Origin of the sequence: Neobacillus sp. KR4-4 (assembly GCF_042136325.1) — a bacterium.
Classification (GTDB): domain Bacteria; phylum Bacillota; class Bacilli; order Bacillales; family Cytobacillaceae; genus Neobacillus.
In genome coordinates this window covers 63,649-84,734 of record NZ_JBHHJU010000026.1, presented here as the reverse complement: position 1 = coordinate 84,734, position 21,086 = coordinate 63,649, and the positions used below count along the sequence as shown (strand labels likewise).

The following is a 21,086-nucleotide window of genomic DNA, read 5'->3' as shown; positions in this document are numbered from 1 at the left end:
GCTCCCCGAACCGCCCGCGGAAAGCGAAGCCGCCTGGAACGGAAATCAACAGACTAGTTTAATGTAGCCAAACAAAAAAGACTGTCGATTTAAAACCCGAAATCCTTCGGATTTGTCGACAGTCTGAGAGTGTCTCTAGACACTCTGTTTTTTTTTGAAAAAAAAGCCGGTGCTTGTTCACTAATTACCCACTCGAACACTTAATTTTAGACATTAAGTCATATGGATTGTTTTTATATGTTGAAGATTAATAAAGACCGGATCTTCTTTTGCGCCAATTAATTCCACAAAATTATCCTTAATCGCTTTTACCTTTCCGATAACATTTTCATTTTCCGCGATATTAAAGACAATCAATTCCCCAGTCAACTTTTCAATTTGAACCTCAAATGATCTTGCAAAGGTAATATTACTTGGATTCACTGGTAGATTTGCGTTACTTAAACCGTAAGGACGTTGATTATTTGTGTAAGGAATTAACCATTTTAAATGGTTTAATGAGATAAACATGGTTTTGTAAATTGGCGAGTAGAAGACAAAATAATTATTCATAATACTAATAATATAACCATGTAAAGCCTGGTTACTCGTTACATATATTTCTGTAAAAATCCCTTTAGCGGCTGTTAATGTTTTTCGCAATGAGATTTCTTCGTTATTATTATAAATAGGTGCTGGTTCGTCATTAAGAGAAATTCCATCGAAGTTATTAATTTCATCTTGTGTTAAATAACGCCAGTTTTGGCAATGTATAGCTGGGATGTATAGGTAGTCATATCCATTAAAAATAACCCATAAATCGCTGCCTACATCAATAAGTAATCCTTTAATCATTTTCTTCCCAGAAATCTCTAATTGGATATATTTACCGATATTATCTTTCAACTTCATATTCTCACATCCTTTCTTTTGTTTTCCCATTTACAAAAAGAGGTGGGCTGAAAACACGATTAACCGATACCTTGGATACTTCGTTTTGAAATGCCCACCTCATATTTGTATGGGGTTTGGGGATCGTAACAGGGGAATTATGGGGAGTAAACAAATACTACTATTCAATTATCAATTTATATTTCATAAATTTAAAATCTAGTTACCCGGTTGTTTCTATTTGGCCATCCCGCAAATGGGAAAGTTCTTGGACTGTCATTATTTGCTGGTTCACCAGCAAATCGAAGGACCTTTTGCTCAGGTTCTTTTTGTTTCCATACATTTTGACTGCTGTTTAATGTAGTTTCATGTTCTGTTTTCTTAGCAGAATTTACCGTCTCTTGAGTTTTCGTTGCTCTTGCTTCAGTCAGTTGTACTTTAAATGGTGGTGCAGGATTATTTTCTGTATTTACAATAGTTGCTGTTTCTTTAGCTGTTTTCATTCCATCTGATTGATGGTTTTCTTTCAAATTGCTCCGCTTTGTATCTTCAGACTTATTATCCTTAGTTCCCATTTCAAATGATGATTTTGAAGAGTCCTTTTCATTTGTTTGCGATTTTTTTGCCCTAAAGATATTTGTAGGAATTTCCTCCTTGGATTGAACCATAGTAGATTCAATTTTAATTGGCTGTGACCAGACCATAGTGTTATTAGGTTCGATTGCTTCAATCTTATGCTCCATTTCACTTTTTTCCATTAGTGATGGAGATTTAACTGAATTGCTGCTGTCTTCCTTTGAGGTCACGTCTGATTTATTTTTTGTTTTGTTACTAGTTTTCTTGGAAGAGGAATCCGATTTATTCTTAGATTTGTTTTTACTTCTTTTGGAAGATGATGATGATGAGTTAGATTTACTCTTAGATTTTTTATCACTTCTTTTGGATGAAGATGAAGATGATGAAGATGATGAAGATGATGAATCAGATTTATTCTTTGATTTGTTATCACTTTTATCGGAAGAAGAATCAGATTTATTCTTAGCATCTTCATTTTTTTTGGAGGAAGAATCAGATTTATGGTTAGAACTGTTTTCATTTTTTGAATTACTTTGCGAACTAGCATTAGTTGATGCACTGTTTGTTCCTTCTTGATTAACGTATCCTTTTAAAATGTTAGAAATTTGGCTTAATTTAATTAAGATTTTTTCTTCTCCATTAATGAGTGTTGCAAAATCTTCATCCACCTGGCTCATTATGCCATTAAATTTTTGTTTATTTACACAAAGGATGGTTATCCAATTGTTTTTAAAGGAGTTTAACACCTCGGTTAAACTTTGTGTTCTTATAAAATTGGCTGTTGTTTCTTCACTCTGAAAAAGTTTCGTATTTTTTGTGATTGCTTGAATCTGTTCAAAACTATAATAAAAGACATAATTATTATTGTCTTCCACGATGATGTGATCTCTCTCTACACCAATCAGTTTACCATTAACTATCTCTTCACCTATATATAGATTTACATTATAGCCTAATAATAAATCCAACGAAGATGAGATTTTATCTAAACCCATTTAAGTGTCCTCCTTGGAGATAACTATATCGCTTCTCCTAATGAGAAGCGATATGGTTTTTATTTGTCTTTCTTTTGTTTGCCTGAGCCATTCCGATGCTCCTGTTGACCTTCAACATCTTCTTCAGGCTTTTCGACTTTTAATCCGTAGCTAATATTTCTAATGTGGAACATCGAGAGGCGAACGATTTCTTCTTTATTAATTAAAGAAACATAATCATTAGCTACTTCTCCTAATACACCCTCTAATTTCTCTGGGCCTCCACGATTAATTTTGACCCATTGGTACATTAAGGAAGATAACATCCCCTGAAAGCTATCAGCTTTTTTAAATTCGAATTCTTCAGGAACCTCAATATCGAACTCTAACTGATCCTTTGCATTCTCCGTCACACTTTTAATATGATGTGTGCAGTAGTATACGACACCATCATCTTCTGTAAGAAGGACCAGATGGTCATCATAGACATCCATTAATTTACCTATTCTTGAATCTGGGCCACCTCGATCGATCTTAACAATTTTACCCACCAAAGACTTCATCATGTCTCTATTCATAAAAATCTTTTCCTCCTTCAAATTAAATAAACATTTACACTGCATCTATATGTATCACGGTATGATGTTGTACTAATAAAGTAGCCTTTTTTTCCTGTTTTGGGGAAAAATAGGCAAAAAAAAAGTATATGATTGAACTTCATATACTCTTCACCTTAAAAAATGATGTTAATTCTTTCTTTAGATAAGTGTTTCTTTTTTTTATAAAATTAAAATAAACCTTTTTTTCTTGCTCAAGGGTATCAGCTGTAGTCTTTATATACGGATCTAGACTAATATGTGGTTTTAAGGTTTCGAATAAGCCATCAATAATAGGTTTTTGAACATCTAGAGTAAAATCGTTTTCCAAAATACTTGTTAAAATTTCGTTATAAAGGTTTCTAAATTGCGGAAAGTGGAAAAGTCTTGCAGAAAGTGTGTTATATCCAGTTAATGGTACATAGTCATAATCAAGTTTTCTGCCATGAAGATTTCTGCCCCAGGTACCATCATAATCCCAAGGTGAAATTTCATAAAGTCCTGTTTCACCATTTTTATATAATGCATAATTATGGATAAATCCATCATAATTCTGAACACATACCGCTCCAGCTACCCATCTTAAGTATTTCTCTACATCCAATACTTTTGGGATTTCCTTTGCAAAATCTTCATTATTTAGCGCATTAATCATAGCAATAAAGTTACGCAAATCATCGATATCCTCTTTTTCGCCATATTTTATTGTGTATCCTTGATCCAACCTTTTTTTTATTTCTTTTTTCTTGGTTAATAAAGAGAAATTTGCTCGATTATTGGTTGCATAAATAATAGGTCCATCCGGCAATTTTCTTTTTTTAAGGAGATATTGATCAAAGGATTCAATCTCTAAATATATACCCTTATTATAACCATTGATATACAACAGAACATGCTGCGAGTGTGGAGAGATGACGCCAATTCGATCAAAGAAATCAAGCGATAGTTTATTCCTGCTTAATGATACATCTGAAAATTCTGCATTGAGGTGAATTTCATGAGCCCCATTAATCTTGAACGGCTTTTGAAACACAATTCGATAGGATTTTTTTTTCTTATCCCTTATTACGTTTCCTCTATAAGCAACTTTAATATTAATACGATCTTCACCTATTTTTAATATCGCTGGTACTAATTCATCATTCCAAATGTCATTATCCAATTTTCTTAACCACTTCGGATTAATTAAAATTTCATATTTTAACACTTGAATTCTCCTAAGTCATATTTTTTCTAGATATATGCATCCTCACAAACGAATGTGTATATAACTAAAAAAAAATCAGACTAAAAAAAATATATGATTGTCTATGTCAAATAGATGAATTCATCATAATCTGAAATAGAATAGAAAAAATGTTTAGGAAAGTGGTGGAGAAATGGTACTAAAGCTTGATATTGAGCATTTACTTTCGCAAGCTAAAGAAAATGGCTTAGTTGGCTTTTTGGATAACAATCCTGTAGGTAAAAAAGCAAGCAGCAATAAATCATCCTCAGATAGTACAGGATCTACTGGAACGAACAGCAGTAATAGCACCAGTAGTGACACAAGCGGTAGCTCTGACAACAGCAGCAGCAGTAGCAGCACAGGCAGCAGTAGCAGCACAGGCAGCAGTAGCAGCACAGGCAGCAGTAGCAGCTCAAGCAGCAGTAGCAGCTCAAGCAGCAGTAGCAGCTCAAGCGGCAGTGGAAGCTCAAGCAGCAGTGGAAGTTCTAGCAGCGGAAAAGGACCTAAAGGGCCTAAAGGACCTAAAGGACAACAAGGCAACAGCGGCAGTTCAGGCAGCACTGGAAGTAGCAGCACAGGCAGTAGTAGTACTGGAAGTAGCAACACAAGTAGCGGTAGTACTGGAAGTGGCAGCACCGGCAGCGGCAGCACTGGAAGTAGCAGCACAAGTAGCGGTAGTACTGGAAGTGGCAGCACCGGCAGCGGCAGCACTGGAAGTAGCAGCACAAGCAGTAGTAGTACTGGAAGTAGCAGCACAAGTAGCGGTAGTACTGGAAGTGGTATCACCGGCAGCGGCAGCACTGGAAGTAGCAGCACTGGAAGTAGCAGCACAAGTAGTGGCAGCACCGGCAGTGGCAGCACCGGCAGTGGCAGTTCAGGCAGCAGCTCCAGCAGTGGAAGTTCTAGTAGCGGAAAAGGTCCTAAAGGTCCAAAAGGACAACAAAGCAGCGGCAGTTCAGGAAGCTCTGGAAGCTCCAGCAGTACAGGAAGCTCCAGCAGCTCCAGCAGCTCCAGCAGTACAGGAAGCTCCAGCAGCTCCAGCAGTACAGGAAGCTCCAGCAGCACCGGCAGCACTGGCAGCATCGGCAGCTCCAGCAGTACAGGAAGCTCCAGCAGCTCCAGCAGTACCGGCAGCACCGGCAGCACCGGCAGCACTGGCAGTACCGGCAGCACTGGCAGCACTGGCAGTACCGGCAGCACTGGCAGTACCGGCAGTACCGGCAGCACTGGCAGTACTGGCAGTAACGAATGCACTGGCAGCAGCAGTTCAGGTAGCAGCAGTTCTGGCGTCTGCGGCAGCACTGGAAGCAGCAGTTCAGGCAGCAGCAGTTCTGGAAGCAGTGGCAGTAGCGGGAAAAAAGGCCCTAAAGGTTGAGAATACAAAGTAAGCGACCGATACTTAAACAGTATCGGTTTTTTTATAGTATAGGATATTTTAATAAAATTGTTGATAAATAGAGCTAGTTCTTTGAATCCAGCTCCACGCCGTAAGGCTAGTATAATCGCGAAACAAGCGCTTGCGCCTTTTATTCATTAATTCGTACATAAACCCAACAAAGAGTATTAGTGACACTCGACTATTGCTATAAAAATAGGTAAAAATCTAGAAAAATTTTTGAAAATATTTCTAGTTAGATGCTGATTTACTCCCTTTACGAGATATTCGTTTAGAACAAGCTGGTGCATAAGGACGTACTATGAAGTAAAGGACAAGATTGAATAAACGGAAACTTACGAAGGAAACTTAAGTGAAGGGAGTAAAATAACTTTTATGTATTATCAATCGACGGTAATTATCACCATCTCCGCTTTTATTCTAACAATGGTCTTGATCTTTATCCGTCCCAAAAATATAAACGAAGCAATACCTGCTGCATTAGGCGCCATCCTCGTCTTTTTAAGTGGAAGCGTTTCGATCGGAGATTTACTTGACATAAGTTCAAAGGTCACTGGGGCAGCAATTACTATTATCGCAACAATCGTTATGGCGATCGTACTCGAAAGTTTTGGCTTTTTTAGTTGGACAGCAGCTTTAATGTTAAAGCTCTCAAAGGGGTCCGGAATCCGATTGTTTTGGAATACCTTATTACTCTGCTTTTTGATGACTCTATTTTTTAACAACGATGGAAGTATATTAATAACAACACCGATATTGATTTTAATATTAAATAATTTGAAGTTAAAGAACCGGCAGAAGATTCCATTCCTACTAAGCGGCGCGTTAATCGCAACTGCCTCAAGCGCCCCAATCGGTGTTAGTAATATCGTTAATCTAATTGCATTGAAAATCATTGGTATGGATTTGTATCTTCAAACGGAAATGATGTTTGTTCCCGGAGTACTAGGATTACTATTTTTATCCTATCTTTTATACCTAGTATTCAAAAAAGATATTCCAACAGAAATCCGCTTCCACTCCTACTCAATCCCACTGCAAAAGAACCGCCCATACCATCCACTCCAACAAGGGTCAGAAAGCTTATTTGACCAACAAAAGAAACTCATGATCACTATGTTGATCTTCGTTTTCCTTGTAAGGATTAGTCTCTTCGTCGCTTCCTTTATTGGCATCTCAGTCTCATTGGTTGCTGTATGTGGTTCAATGATCTTATTGATTTGGAGATGGATTTATTTAAAGATAAACCCAAAAGACGTAGCAGGAAAAATACCGTGGCATATATTAATCTTCGCCTTTAGTATGTATGTCATCATCTACGGATTACACAATATTGGATTGTCGCAGCTTCTATTAAGCTATTTAAAACCAATCGTTAATGACAGTTTGTTTCATGCAAGCTTAACCATGGGGGCAATCACTGCCTTTCTCTCAAATATCTTTAACAATCATCCAGCCTTAATGTTATCCACTTTTGCCTTGACCGATATGGGACTAACTCCGTTATTAACAAAAACCGTTTACTTATCTAACATCATTGGCAGTGATATTGGCTCGCTTATCCTTCCAATCGGTACTCTTGCAACACTCCTATGGATGCATATTCTAAAAACAAATAAAATAAGAATAACATGGATGGAATATATTAAAGTTACCATTGTTGTTATCCCAGCCACTATGGTCTTCACCCTCATTAGCTTATACTTATGGCTATTATTGGTATTTGCAGCATAATAAAAACAGGATTCATCATTTGATGAGTCCTTTACTTTACCTTTGCCCCAAAACGGTTCTCATGTCATTCATCCATTTCTAAAAATTCCAATATTTTAATCTTAATATTCATTAATACAAAACCTTTTACATTTAATTAATAATAAGAAAAATAGAACCTTTCGGACTTAAGGATGTGAAAAGATGTGGTTAATTCTCCAACGACTAATCTAGACCTGGAGAAACATTTATTAAAGATTTATAACCATATAATCCAATTAAGCGAGGAGAATGTTAGTAGCATCCCAGTAAGTGATGGAATTCAAAATCGGGATAACTTATGGGCTTATCTAGCCTTTCTTGAACAAGATACTCTTGAATTACGGCAAAAGTTGGTGGAAAACGGCTTTCCGACACTTGAGCAATCGCATATGCACGTTTTATACTCTTTAGAAAAAATATTAGAGAATTTGAATGTTACCAAGTTTCCTTCCAAAAAGATTTTTGTTCCCACTCCCCTAGAATCACGGACCATTATGGAGAACCGCTCGGAGGTACTCCTAGGTAAAAAGAATACTCAACTTCAATCAACAATAATGGTCACCTTAGATGAGAATATGATATACAATAAAGCCCTACTAGAAGATTTATTAGTAAATGGGATGAACATTGCAAGAATAAACTGTGCTCATGGTCATCAAGATTTATGGAAACAACTAATAGAAAATTTAAAAACAGCGGAAAAAAGGCTAAAAGCAAATGGGAAATATATTAACAAAACATGCAAAATATTTATGGATTTAGCGGGACCAAAGGTTCGCATCGGAAAACTTAATCATGTCAAAATAACCGTAAAAACAGGAGACCATTTACGTTTATACCTTGACTCAGAAAAACTTGCGCATCCAGCAACAACAAACTATCCTGCAGGTGTCCCAGTTACATTAGAGAAAGCTTTTCGTAATGTTCAAATCAGAGATCCAATTTTTATTGATGATGGAAAGATTTCAGGAGTTGTTCTTAAAGTTACAAAGGAATTCATTGAAATAAAGATTAGTTCAACTGTAGTCCGTGAATTTAGAATAAAAGAGGGGAAAGGTCTGAATTTGCCTGATTCACTAGTAAGTTTGAATGTAAGTGCCTTAACTGAGAAGGATATTGGCGATTTACCTTTTGTTATCCAACACGCTGACATTTTAGGATTATCATTTGTCCACTCTCCACTTGACCTTAAAAAACTTTATGATGAATTAGAGAGACATAGCGCTATTCATATGGCGGTGGTTGCAAAAATCGAAACGAAGGATGCAGTCCATCAATTAGCAAGAATAATCTGTGAAGGATTAAAATTCAGGTCATTTGGTATTATGATTGCAAGAGGTGACCTCTCCGTTGAGGTAGGTCCTGAAAACTTATCATATGTGCAAGATGAGATATTAAAAATCTGTGCCGTTTCTTATATTCCAGTTATTTGGGCAACAGGCGTTTTAGAAAGATTAACAAAAAAAGGACTCCCCACACGTTCAGAAATTACAGATGCCTCTTATGGAAAACGAGCAGATTGTGTCATGCTTAATAAAGGTCCATATATTATTGATTCGTTAGTATTACTTACAAAATTATTAAAAACAGAATCAAGGAATTTGCCAAAAAAACAAAGGGGTTCTTTAAATTTAACTGCTCAATACAATGTATTTAATAGTTGGTCAAAAAAGTGAGTTTGTTTTGAGCCATGTTTCTTTGTCCACTTATTATCTGTGAACCTCCTAACCTTTTTTGATTGTGAAAAAAATAGACGTATGTACAAATAACATACTAAATGGAGCCTGACATATATATAAGAAAAGCATCAACATTTTGAGCATAATTTTAGCCGGTGAGACGTGGGAGCATTGTGTATTTCCTAAAAACTTAAATAAAGTAGTCGCTTGTCTTTAACACTTCCCTCCTTATTGAATACTATTTATATAAAAGGCATGTGAGGATATGTATTTAGTTGGCTTCTACTCTCCAAAAGCAAAATCAGGTGTCACTGAATTGGCCTTATCCATCTATAATTGGCTTAAATTAAATACGAATGTATCTGCTGCATTTATTTCGTACGGGACTTTAGAAAAAGAAGAAATAACAAACGAACTCGTCCATGAATTTTCAAAACTATCACTAATGGAACAAAAACGTAAAGTTAAAATCATGAAAAATGAATATGATATTATTATTTATGATGCTTCCAGTCAACTGTCAGAGGGGGTATTAAAACTATTACCGATTGTTGACCGGCTATTTGTAGTTGGTGAAGAACATACTGATTTTGCCGTTAAACTGCAAAAAATCATTCAATTTGATAAAATTTTTGATAAGAGCGTGAAAAATTTTATTACCCACTTACGAGGCAGTAAAACTTTTATCATCCGTGAAAACAAGGAAGATCGAGTGATAGGCTTTAATTATACGAAAAATGAAACGAATGCGATTGGGCAGATGGTGTACACAGATTATGTCACACGGTATTTAGAAGAAAAATTCATTGATAAAAACATTAAAATATTTAACAAAATTTTAAAAATACCAAAGAAGGAATTGTATAAAGGCCTGCACCAATTAGGAATTGATTTTGAAAAAGCGCTGCTTTTTCATGAATATGTCTTTCTTCGGGAAGCTTTAGGACAAAAGTACGAAGAAGCGATCGAAAACCTCTTTCCGCTATTAATTAATTCCACCTATAAAGAAATCTTCGAAAAATTTCAACTCGAAATTAATTTTATCAAAAAAATAAAAACCTTATGATTGAAAAAATACAGAGTAGCTGGATTAACTCTGTATTTTTTTACCCTTAATAATTATAATCCTTGGATTTTACCTGTAGATAAATGTACAATCTAATAGGTGTACATTACTTAAGATAAAATTATAGGTGGGAAAAAGAATGATTGCAAAGACCGAAGAAGATTTTAATGGCTTGAAAGAAATTGGCAGAATTGTTGCTATGATTCGCGATGAATTAGTGAAACAAGCGGTACCTGGAGTAACCACTAAAGAACTTGATGATATAGCTGCTGGTTTATTTGAGAAGGAAGGAGCCATTTCAGCTCCAAAAGGTGAATACGATTTTCCTGGCTTTACATGTATTAGTGTAAACGAAGAAGTGGCTCATGGAATTCCGAGCAGTCGTGTAATTAAAGAAGGAGACTTGGTAAATATTGATGTTTCAGGTTCCAAGAACGGTTATTTTGCTGATACCGGCATCTCGATTGTAGTTGGAGAAGGGGAAGAAATTTTAAGCAAGATCTGTGCTGTGGCAAAAGAAGCCTTTGAAGCTGGCCTAAAAAAAGCCAAACCAGGCTCCAAAATTAATGGAATGGGTAAAGTGGTATTCCAAACAGCTAAAAATCATGGATTAACCGTAATTAAAAATCTGACTGGACACGGAATTGGACGCACTATCCACGAAAAACCTGAATATATTTATAATTACAATGAAACTTCTGACAATGGTTTGTTAAGGGAAGGAATGGTCATTGCCTTCGAACCATTCATCTCAACACATGATGAAGAAGTGTTTCAACTGGATGATGGCTGGACATTTGTTACAGAAAAAAGTTTTGTAGCACAATACGAACATACGTTGATTATCACTAAAAACGGACCGGTGATTTTAACACGATAATGAAAAGTAAGATATAGAACATTTTCCAGTTCTATATTTTATTTTGTCAACTTCAAACCACATTTCAAACCGTTACGTTGACTGTATGGTTTGAAATGTGGTATATTTGTACTAACATTTATTTTGGAAGGGGTGAGTAATTTGGGAAGTTGTATCGAATTGGTGAAATAGCTAAATTGAAGAATATCTCTAAGCGGACCATTGATTATTACACCCAAATAGGCTTACTAAACCCTATTCGGACGGATTCAAATTATCGATTGTACGGAGAAGAGTGTATTAAGATTTTAAATATGATTGAACACTATAAAAATCTAAATATGCCACTGGAAGAAATAAAGTCTTCGATTGAATTAATTAAATCAGACAACACCATCGATAAACAAAAAGTAGAAAAACATTTTGAACAGATTGCAAGTATTATGCAGCATTTGAAAGAAGAAATAAACGTGATGGAACCAATTCTACAAAGATTAAACCATCAACAAAAAGATGTGCTTGTTAATAGACTTTCGTCTGAAGGCCGTACACTCGCACAATCATTATTATTACTATTTGGCTAGAATAAAAGAATTTAACACGTAAAAAACAGGAGGTGTATTCCTTACTTAAATATTTAAGTAAGGAGACCATTGATAATTAGTAATCTACTAATAATAGCAATTTTAATTGCTTTTACAGCATTTTTTGTAGCGTATGAATTTGCTATTGTTAAAATCCGCGGTACACGTATTGATCAACTCGTTAGCGAAGGGAACAAGAATGCAGTCGCGGCAAAAAAGATCGTTTCAAATCTAGACGAGTATTTATCGGCATGTCAACTAGGTATCACCGTGACAGCTTTAGGGCTTGGGTGGTTAGGAGAACCAACGGTTGAGCATATCCTTCACCCGTTATTGAGTTACTTGAACATGCCTGAATCCATTTCGAGTATCACTTCCTTTATCCTTGCGTTTGCATCCGTAACATTTATTCATGTTGTGGTGGGTGAACTAGCACCTAAAACTTTTGCCATTCAAAAGGCAGAAACGGTCACTTTGATCTTTGCAAGACCGATGATGCTGTTTTATAAGATCATGTATCCATTTATTAAAGCCTTAAATGGATCTGCTCGTTTAATCGTTGGAATTTTCGGTCTAAAACCAGCTTCAGAACATGAAGCTGCACACTCAGAAGAAGAACTCCAAATAATCATCTCTGAAAGCTACAAGAGCGGGGAGATTAATCAATCGGAATATAAATATGTAAACAATATCTTTGAATTTGATAACAGGAATGCAAATGAAATTATGGTGCCTCGTACGGAGATCGTTGCATTTGATATCTCACAATCATTAAATGAATGTCTTCAAATTGTAACGGAAGAAAATTATACTCGTTACCCAGTAATTGATGGTGAAAAAGATAACATCATTGGTATGGTAAACATGAAAGAAGTGTTTACTGAATATATCAAAGGGAAGAATGTTGAAACCTCGATTCAAGAGTACGTTCGTCCTGTTATTCAAGTGATTGAATCGATTCCAATTCATGATTTGCTTTTAAAAATGCAAAAAGAACGTGTTCATATGGCAATCTTAATGGATGAATATGGCGGTACTGCTGGTTTAGTGACTGTTGAAGATATTCTTGAGGAAATTGTCGGCGAAATTCGTGACGAATTTGATGCGGACGAAGTACCCGAAATCAATAAAATCAGTGAAAACAAAACGATCGTTGATGGTAAAGTTCTGATTGATGAAATCAATGACTTATTCGGACTTGATCTTGAAAATTCAGATATGGACACCATCGGCGGATGGATCTTATCTGAAAAGATGGATCTCGTCGAAGGTGATAAAGTTAGATATGATGATTATGAATTCAAAGTGCTTGAAATCGATGGTTACCATATTAAATCACTAGAAATTTTAAAAATAGCTAAACAAGAATCCATCGCTTAGCTTAATTAATGCCCTCTTGTCTAATCAAGGGGGTATTTTTTTATAATCATTAAAAGCTGTCCCAAAAAAGGAGATTGATCCCCATCCTTTTTGGTGCAGCTTTTTTCATTTAATCGATAATTCTACCTATATTTTGTAAAGAACTTTACAAAGTATTTATAAACTTCATAAATATTCAAAATCTTTTACAAACTCTTCACCCTTCCTCAACAGCAGCTTCAAATTATGTACCTATACTTTACGTATGGGCTAGCCAGTCTCATTATCAATAAATCTTTTGGGGTGATCAATTTGTGAGTACTGAAAAAAGCTACAATTTCTACCAAGATTATCTAAAGGTATCATCATCAAAACTCACATTACCAAAGAATGTGGAACAGTATCTCTATCTAAAAAGAGCGTATGACATTTTCCTTGCAACCGTAGGGTTAATAATTGCACTGCCAATTGTTCTTTTATTTTCGATCCTCATTGTGCTTGAAACACCTGGTTCTCCATTTTACGTACAAGAGCGACTTGGAAAGAATGGGAAGCGATTCAAGCTGATGAAGTTACGCTCCATGAATATGGATGCTGAGAGGGAAGGGGCAAAGTGGGCTGAGGTAAATGACCCACGTATTACAAAAGTGGGAGCATTCATCCGAAAGACTCGTATCGATGAGCTACCACAATTAGTCTCTGTTTTAAAAGGAGACATGTCCATTGTAGGGCCCCGACCAGAAAGACCATTCTTTACTGCAATATTCAATAAAGAGATTAAGGGATTCGAAAAACGTTTGCTTGTTAAACCAGGTCTTACAGGTCTAGCGCAGGTTAGTGGGGGATATGATATGTCTCCACGAGAAAAACTTCAATACGACTTGGTGTACATACAAAATTTAACCTTCTCACTTGAAGTAAAAATTATGGTGAAGACGTTCAAAGTGATTTTCACAGGTGAGGGAGCACGTTAATAAAGGCGGGAAGTTTATGTCAGTCATCAGAAGTCAACTACATAAAGGAATAAAGTGGACTGGAATTTCTACCTTTATCATAACTACCATCCAAATCGTCCAGTTTGCATTCCTTGGCAAACTAATGAGTATATCCGAATTCGGATTAGTAGGAATGATTACCACGATTGTAGTTTTTGCCCAGATCTTGCTGGATCTTGGTTTTGGTACAGCCCTGATTCAAAAAGAAGAGGTTTCTGCCCGTGTATTGTCATCACTGTTTTGGATAAATGTGGTAGTAGGTGTAGGGCTGTTTGTGCTCTTATTTCTCTTTAGCCCGCTGATTGCGACATATTTTCATCGAGTTGAATTAATCGAACTTATTCGAATCTTGGCCGTGATGTTTTTAATCGCTCCGGTCGGGCAGCAATGCCAATATTTGTTGCAAAAAGATCTTCGATTTAATTTACTAGGGGCCATTGAAGCAGGGACAACATTCATCTCTTTTTTAACATTAGTGATTCTCATACTTACCATTAGTCCGATTTATGCCTTTGTTATTTCACAAGTCGTTCTGAATTCACTAAAAGGCATTCTTTATTTTATCTGTTATCAAAAGAAATGGCGGCCCTCTTTCGTATTTGATTTGTCGGAATGCAAAGAATACATGGCGTTTGGGGCCTACCAATTAGCCTCCCGGTTAGTCAACCGAATTGGTTCCAACCTTGATGTGATATTAATTGGCCGCTTTATGGGCGCTGAGGCACTAGGTATTTACAATCTGGCCTATCAAATCGTGACCATACCAGTCTTAAAGATTAATCCGATTATTACGAGGGTCGCTTTTCCGGTTTTTTCGAAAAGCCACCATAATCAAGTTTTATTAACTGATGGGTTCTTACACATGACAAAATTGTTGAGTCTAGTTTCGTTTCCCATCTTAATGGGTCTCACCGCCGTGTCTAATGTGTTTATTTTAACTGTTTTTGGACAGAAGTGGCTGGACGCCGTTCCAGTTGTACAAATCATGGCAGTCGTAGGCATTCTTAGGGTTTTAATGAATCCCAATGGATCCGTTATTTTAGCAAAAGGAAAAGCTAATATAGCATTTTATTGGGATGCCGGTGTTCTCATTCTCTATGGGGCCTCTTTATGGATAGCGGTAATGACGAATAATTTGGAAATTGTAGCCTGGACCTATGCAGGAGTAAGCCTGGTAAATTTCTTAGTTGGAAGATGGTTATTAAACTGGTTAATTCAGCTTCGGTTTCGGCAATATCTGCAAACTATTTCTGTTCCATTCTTATTATCTTTGCTCATAACAACACTTGCCTTTTGTTTGAAAAAGATTTCGAGCTTTTATTTTACTCAAACCAGCATATGGCCGCTAATTTTTTCCGTAGGAATAAGTGCGATCGCCTATATTTTGCTTTTGTATAGGGTTTATCCCGATTTTTTCTTGAAGATCGTAAAAAACAAATAAGAGGGCAAACATAATGAAAATTTTATGGATTACAAGTGTCTATCCAAGTGACGAATATCCAGGGCAAGGTGTTTTTCATGAAACTCAAGTTCAATCATTAATCCGTTTAGGCGTAGAGGTTACGGTGATTTGTCCTGTGCCGCGTCATTCAACCTTAATCAAGTATGTAAAAAGGCAGTATCGAGCAAATAAGGAGATCCCATTTAAGTATGTTCGAAAAGGAGTGACGGTCTACCGTCCGCCTTATTTAGCACTTCCGGGCCAACTCAGATGGTCTCAACCGGATAAACGGATGGCAGCTTCCATCTTAAAAACAATGTCTGATGGCTTAATAGAGCCAGATTTAATTCACGCACATTTTGCCATGCCGTCTGGAGGGGCAGCGAGAATAGTTGCAGAACATAAAAAGCTGCCATGGATTTTAACGTTACATGGCAGTGATGTAAATATTTATCCTTTTTATAGTGCAAGATCGAAAAAAATATTCGAACAAACCGTACATGCGGCAAACCTGGTCTTGGCAGTGGGTGAAAGCCTTAGGAATAAAGCAAAGGAGTTAACAGGCAGAGATAGTATGGTGCTTCCCATCGGGGTTGACCTATCACGCTTTAAACCTAGTGATGAAACCAAAACGCAAATCAAGAGACGCCTCCAACTCCCTGAAGAAAAGAAGATTATTGTTTTTATAGGAAGATTAACAGAAGCAAAAGGAGTTTTTGAACTTGCTCATTCACTTCAATGGCTTTCTAACGAAGTAGCCATTTTGTTTGTTGGCGATGGACCAGCTAAAGAAAAATTAGCCCAGCATTCCGACTTCAATAGACGGTTGTTCCTAATGGGGCAGGTTGAAAATGAAAGAATAAGTGATTACTTGCTTGCTAGTGATGTGTTTGCTCTCCCATCTTATACAGAAGGGATGCCAACCGTTGTTATTGAAGCACTAGCCTTGAAGGTGCCTGTAATTTGTACTGAAGTGGGGAGTGTCCCAGAATTATTTGGTGAGCATCGCCATCTTTTAATTGATAGTAAATCGGTATCCAGCCTAGTGACTCGATTAAACGAGATTTTAAACAGAAATCCCTTTACCACACATGTTCAGGATGAACTCTATGAACATATTCAAAAAAACTATCATGCTGACCGAAATGCCGTTTTATTAAAAGCTGTTTATAAACGGTCAATAGAATCCATTTATTCAACGATCAAGTAATACGAACCGAAAGGATTGATAAGGATGAAAAAAATAGCTGTTATTGGAACTGGATATGTTGGACTCGTTTCAGGTACATGTTTTGCTGATTCAGGAAACGAAGTTACTTGTTGCGATATTGATCAATTAAAAATTAATGAACTGACACAAGGGATTATGCCGATATATGAGCCAGGATTAAAGGAACTGGTCCATAAAAATGTTCGTAAAGGAACACTTAAATTTAGTGCAAATATCAGTCAAGAAATCCAGGATGCTGAGGTAATTCTAATTGCAGTTGGCACACCAATGACATCATCAGGTAAGGCTGACTTAACCTATGTAAAACAAGTCGCTAAATCAATTGGTGAAAATTTAAATAATTATAAAGTAATTGTCACTAAAAGTACGGTACCTGTCGGAACTGGAAAATTAATAGAATCGGTTATTCAAGAATACAACAATGGAAACCATCCTTTTGACGTTGTCTCTAATCCTGAGTTTTTAAGAGAAGGTTCGGCTATTAAGGATACGATGAATATGGAGCGTGCCGTCATTGGTGCTGCAAGCGAAAAAGCTTTTCAAATGATTGAGGAATTACATCAGCCCTTTACGGCCGATATTGTGAAAGCTTCTATAGAAACGGCGGAAATCATTAAATATGCTGCCAATGCATTTTTGGCAACCAAAATCTCATTTATAAATGATATTGCGAACATATGTGAACGTGTTGGTGCCGATGTTACTAAAGTCTCCGAGGGAATTGGTCTTGATAGCAGGATTGGCAATAAATTTTTACAAGCTGGTGTTGGATTTGGCGGATCCTGCTTTCCTAAAGATACGGCTGCACTTCTTCATATTGCTGAGGATTGTGGATACAATTTTAAATTAATCAAGGCAGTGATTGATACAAACGAAGGACAAAGGGTGCAACTGGTAAAAAAATTATTACGTGCATTAGGTTCTTTTAAAGGGAAAACGATTACTGTTTTAGGATTAGCATTTAAACCAGATACCGATGATATTCGGTCTTCTCCGGCATTGGATATTATTCCTTACTTAACAGAGCAGGGGGCAATCGTTAAGGCATATGATCCCATCGCAATCGTAGAAGCAAAAAAACAGATCGGTTATCAGTGCACCTATTCAGAGGATATCTATGAAACTATTCGGGATGCAGATGCTTGCATGATTTTAACAGATTGGCAGGACGTAAAAACATTAGATTTACCCTTAGTAAAGCAATTAATGAAACAGCCTCTGATGGTGGATGGCCGGAATCTCTTTGATTTAGAAATGATGAAACGCCTTGGATTTTCGTATTTTTCGGTTGGGAGACCAGCCATTCAAGCGGGATCTTTCACAACAAAGGCAATATAGGAGGAGGTTATTCTGATGAGAAAAGTAATAGTCACAGGCGGAGCAGGATTTATTGGCTCCCATATAGTAGAGGAATTGCTTCAAAATAATTACCATGTCACAGTCATTGATAATTTTTCAACAGGCAAACAAAAAAACATCGATCACTTACCTATTGAGGTCTATAATCACGACATTACCAATCCTAGCGTAATTGATTTAATTGTTTCTCTTAGTCCAGATTATATTATTCACCAAGCGGCACAAGTAAGTGTGGCGGAGTCTGTTAAAGACTTTCTATTTGATGAAAAAGTAAATATTAAGGGTTCGCTGCACATTATAAAAGCAGCGATTGAATCAAAGGTGAAAAGATTTGTATTTGCTTCGACTGCTGCGGTGTATGGAAACCCGGTTTCACTGCCTGTTACCATTTCACACCCAACTTATCCGGAATCACCATATGGACTTACAAAGCTATCGGTTGAAAATTATTTAAAAATGTCTTGTGAACTGTATCAGCTGCCATATTGTATTTTACGCTACAGCAATGTATATGGACCAAGACAAGACGCAAAGGGTGAAGGAGGAGTCGTAGCTATTTTTTCAGATAAACTCACCGAAAATAGAACACCTTTCATATATGGAGATGGATTGCAAACGAGAGACTTTATTTTTGTTAAAGATGTGGCAACAGCAAATGTAAAAGCACTAAATGTAAAAGAAAATATTTGTGTCCATGTGTCTTCCGGCTCATGTATTTCTATCAATGAACTGTTTAAAACGATGACTGAAGCCGCTGGTTCGAATCTGCGCCCGATCTATAAACAAGAGCGTGCAGGCGATATTAGGCATAGTATTCTTGAAAACGAAGAAACGAAAACAATACTAAATTGGGTGCCGGCTGTCAACCTGTTCGAAGGGTTACAGGCGACTCTCCAGTTCTCAAAGGAAAACCAATTGCAATCATTAAATGGTTAGTTTGAAAAAGGAGAAGGAAGTTTGATGCAAAGTAATCTACTAGTTAAACAAGCAACAGGTGTGTCAGCTTTTCTCTTAGCAGGATTGGCCATTACCTATTCACTTGTTGAAATGCCGGTTATAATGATGATTTTTATTGGGGTATGGGCGGTCATCGTTATGACTTTACTTATAAAAAGCAATGTTATTAGTAAACCGCAATTTCCCGCCGTTATGTATTTATTAGTCATGACAACATTTCTGAATCAATCAGTTCTAAACATTCATGTTGGATTTTTTAGCATATTTTTGTATCGCTTGGTTCTAATCGCAGCAGTTATAGTCTTTTTGTTTCATGCAATAAAAGAAAGGAATCTTCCTCAATTTTGGAATCAAGTAAATGTAAAAGGGATATTGCTTTTTCTACTGTTTTGGATGGCTTATGGTTCGGTATCACTACTTTGGGCAAAATCAATTATAGAGGGTATTAAGTCGTTAATTCTTTTGGGTATGGGAATAACGTTTGTCTTTTTGGCCGTCTTTACATTTAGAAAAATGACTAGTTTGTTCTTGTTTTATGGAATCTGGATGTTTATGACAGTCTTTTTAATGGTGATTGGATTAATCAATCATTTTGCTCACATCCAGCTGCCTACATCAACATTGTACGGTCGTCCTGAATATAAGCTGTCATATCCAACATCTGTTTTCTTTAATCAAAATGATTTTGCCACATTTCTTACGATATCGTTCTTTTTTTATCTAGCTTTAACAAAAAATAGTAAACATGTATTTTTGAAAACAACCAGCATACTTCTAGCTATTATTTGTGTGTATCTCATTTATTTGACAGATTCACGGGCAAGTTTGCTTGGTGTAATGATTGGATTACTTGTTTATATGTTTATCCTTCTTCCAAGATTTTTAAAGAAAATGGCCGTTACTATCGGATCAACCGTATTTCTATTGAGTACGATTGTATTTTTCGGCAAGTTAGTAGATTTGTTTAACGCTTCAACCATCAATCTTAGTAATGGAATGCTTCCATCTAATGTAGCAAGATTAAATTTACTGAAGAATACCCTTCAATACATATTAGATAGCTTCGGATTCGGGGTGGGAGCAGGCAATATCTCATTCTATTTGAAAAACGAATCCATCTATCCAACTAATAATGTTGTAGAAGTTCATAATTGGCTTGCGGAAATTATGGGTAATTTCGGAATTGGTATTTTACTTGGTTACATAACTATGTATGCCTATCTTTTCATACGTCTTTATAAATTTTATAGAGTTGGAAGAAGTAGAAACCAAAAAGGATTACTTGAAGCGTGTATGATGGGGCTAATTGGATTTGCTGTTTCGAGTATCAGTCCGAGCTCTATTAGTAATCTATTTTTTCATTGGGTATTTCTAGGATTAGTTATTTCTACGGTTTCTGTGCTTAAAGACACGAAAAATCAACATCAACATGAAAAATCCTACTAAGGAGCAAGGTTAAAATGGGACATATGATTCAACGATTAAAAGAAAGAATGAACAAATACTTCTTAATATTATTAGCAACTACCATTTTTCTGGGCATAATTGGATGGCTTCTTCCCGTGGGACAAGAGAAATCAAGTTATACATTAGAAACTTCGATATCCTTGGGAAACTATAAGAATCCTGAGTTAAATAATCCTAAACTTGTGATCAGTTTATTAACAAACGCTCCTTTTTATGAAGAACATTTGAAAGATCTATGGAAGGAAAAGTTTAAGGAAATAAATACGAATTTACATGTAACTATGGGACCTGATAACATCATTAATCTTTCATATTCAGATCATTCAAAGGAAAGCACAGCAAAGGTACTTAACGAGATTACTAGTGCTTTTATCGCCATCGATCATGATAGTTTCCAAGAAAAACAGAAAATCATTCAAGAATCTATCGATGCAATAACAAATGAAAAAGTAGGACCTGAGGCAAAAGTAGACCAGCAGCGTTTCTTATATGAACTTAAGACTGCTAAAGACGACATAAGACATGCTGAAATATTAAAACCTGCGGATTTTTATGCACTTGATACTGAAAATAGAGCTTTCAACTCAAAGGAAAGAGCAGTATTAGGGATATTATTGGGCGTAACATTAAGCTTTCTATGGATCGTTTTTCCCATCATTTTCAAGGAACAGTCATTTGAATAGGGGGTTATTTC

General features: G+C 36.4%; 18 protein-coding genes. 14 read left to right on the top strand and 4 right to left on the bottom strand.

The genetic code is table 11. From position 1 onward, the window contains the following. Positions 1-213: 213 nt before the first annotated feature. From ACE198_RS21785 to ACE198_RS21770, 4 genes are all read right to left on the bottom strand, one after another. Positions 214-891 (bottom strand): DUF2642 domain-containing protein, encoded by a 678-nt coding sequence (locus ACE198_RS21785; RefSeq protein ID WP_098576412.1) that lies wholly within the window; start codon positions 889-891, stop codon positions 214-216. A 191-nt stretch (positions 892-1,082) separates the two neighbouring features. Beyond that, positions 1,083-2,441: a hypothetical protein gene (locus tag ACE198_RS21780; RefSeq protein ID WP_375377010.1), complete on the bottom strand. Its 1,359-nt coding sequence runs from the start codon at positions 2,439-2,441 to the stop codon at positions 1,083-1,085. A gap of 59 nt (positions 2,442-2,500) precedes the next feature. Continuing rightward, positions 2,501-2,998, bottom strand: a complete 498-nt coding sequence (locus ACE198_RS21775; RefSeq protein ID WP_098576414.1) for a hypothetical protein — start codon at positions 2,996-2,998, stop codon at positions 2,501-2,503. Positions 2,999-3,137: 139 nt separating this feature from the next. Beyond that, positions 3,138-4,223, bottom strand: a complete 1,086-nt coding sequence (locus tag ACE198_RS21770; protein WP_098576415.1) for a CotH kinase family protein — start codon at positions 4,221-4,223, stop codon at positions 3,138-3,140. A 335-nt stretch (positions 4,224-4,558) separates the two neighbouring features. Here ACE198_RS21770 and ACE198_RS21765 point away from each other — a divergent pair, with 335 nt between their 5' ends. From ACE198_RS21765 to ACE198_RS21700, 14 genes are all read left to right on the top strand, one after another. Continuing rightward, positions 4,559-5,632, top strand: a complete 1,074-nt coding sequence (locus ACE198_RS21765) for a hypothetical protein (RefSeq protein ID WP_375377009.1) — start codon at positions 4,559-4,561, stop codon at positions 5,630-5,632. 383 nt (positions 5,633-6,015) lie between these two features. Beyond that, positions 6,016-7,374: an arsenic transporter gene (locus ACE198_RS21760; protein ID WP_251459847.1), complete on the top strand. Its 1,359-nt coding sequence runs from the start codon at positions 6,016-6,018 to the stop codon at positions 7,372-7,374. A gap of 185 nt (positions 7,375-7,559) precedes the next feature. Beyond that, positions 7,560-9,071: a pyruvate kinase gene (locus ACE198_RS21755; RefSeq protein ID WP_375377008.1), complete on the top strand. Its 1,512-nt coding sequence runs from the start codon at positions 7,560-7,562 to the stop codon at positions 9,069-9,071. A gap of 268 nt (positions 9,072-9,339) precedes the next feature. Further along, the gene (locus ACE198_RS21750) at positions 9,340-10,140 is read left to right on the top strand and encodes a hypothetical protein (protein WP_251459845.1); all 801 of its coding nucleotides are present in this window, start codon (positions 9,340-9,342) and stop codon (positions 10,138-10,140) included. Positions 10,141-10,279: 139 nt separating this feature from the next. Next, positions 10,280-11,020: a type I methionyl aminopeptidase gene (gene map, locus ACE198_RS21745; protein WP_375377007.1), complete on the top strand. Its 741-nt coding sequence runs from the start codon at positions 10,280-10,282 to the stop codon at positions 11,018-11,020. A 149-nt stretch (positions 11,021-11,169) separates the two neighbouring features. Continuing rightward, positions 11,170-11,583, top strand: coding sequence for a MerR family transcriptional regulator (locus ACE198_RS21740; protein WP_098576420.1), 414 nt, complete (start codon positions 11,170-11,172; stop codon positions 11,581-11,583). A 69-nt stretch (positions 11,584-11,652) separates the two neighbouring features. Next, a complete protein-coding gene (locus tag ACE198_RS21735) occupies positions 11,653-12,963 on the top strand; it encodes a hemolysin family protein (RefSeq protein ID WP_251459840.1) in 1,311 nt (436 codons plus the stop codon). A 371-nt stretch (positions 12,964-13,334) separates the two neighbouring features. After that, a complete protein-coding gene (locus ACE198_RS21730) occupies positions 13,335-13,916 on the top strand; it encodes a sugar transferase (protein ID WP_375377012.1) in 582 nt (193 codons plus the stop codon). A gap of 16 nt (positions 13,917-13,932) precedes the next feature. After that, complete coding sequence (tuaB, locus tag ACE198_RS21725; RefSeq protein ID WP_375377006.1) at positions 13,933-15,378, top strand: teichuronic acid biosynthesis protein TuaB; 1,446 nt, start codon at positions 13,933-13,935, stop codon at positions 15,376-15,378. A gap of 13 nt (positions 15,379-15,391) precedes the next feature. Next, on the top strand, positions 15,392-16,588 hold the full coding sequence (gene tuaC / locus ACE198_RS21720; RefSeq protein ID WP_375377005.1) for a teichuronic acid biosynthesis protein TuaC: 1,197 nt from the start codon (positions 15,392-15,394) through the stop codon (positions 16,586-16,588). Between the two features lie 24 nt (positions 16,589-16,612). Then, the gene (tuaD, locus tag ACE198_RS21715; protein ID WP_098576425.1) at positions 16,613-17,947 is read left to right on the top strand and encodes a UDP-glucose 6-dehydrogenase TuaD; all 1,335 of its coding nucleotides are present in this window, start codon (positions 16,613-16,615) and stop codon (positions 17,945-17,947) included. 15 nt (positions 17,948-17,962) lie between these two features. Then, entirely contained in the window at positions 17,963-18,904 is a 942-nt protein-coding gene (locus tag ACE198_RS21710) for an NAD-dependent epimerase/dehydratase family protein (protein WP_375377004.1), read from the top strand. A 24-nt stretch (positions 18,905-18,928) separates the two neighbouring features. Next, positions 18,929-20,371 (top strand): teichuronic acid biosynthesis protein TuaE, encoded by a 1,443-nt coding sequence (gene tuaE / locus ACE198_RS21705; RefSeq protein ID WP_375377011.1) that lies wholly within the window; start codon positions 18,929-18,931, stop codon positions 20,369-20,371. A 14-nt stretch (positions 20,372-20,385) separates the two neighbouring features. Continuing rightward, positions 20,386-21,075, top strand: coding sequence for a hypothetical protein (locus ACE198_RS21700; protein ID WP_098576428.1), 690 nt, complete (start codon positions 20,386-20,388; stop codon positions 21,073-21,075). The last annotated feature ends 11 nt before the right edge of the window (positions 21,076-21,086 follow it).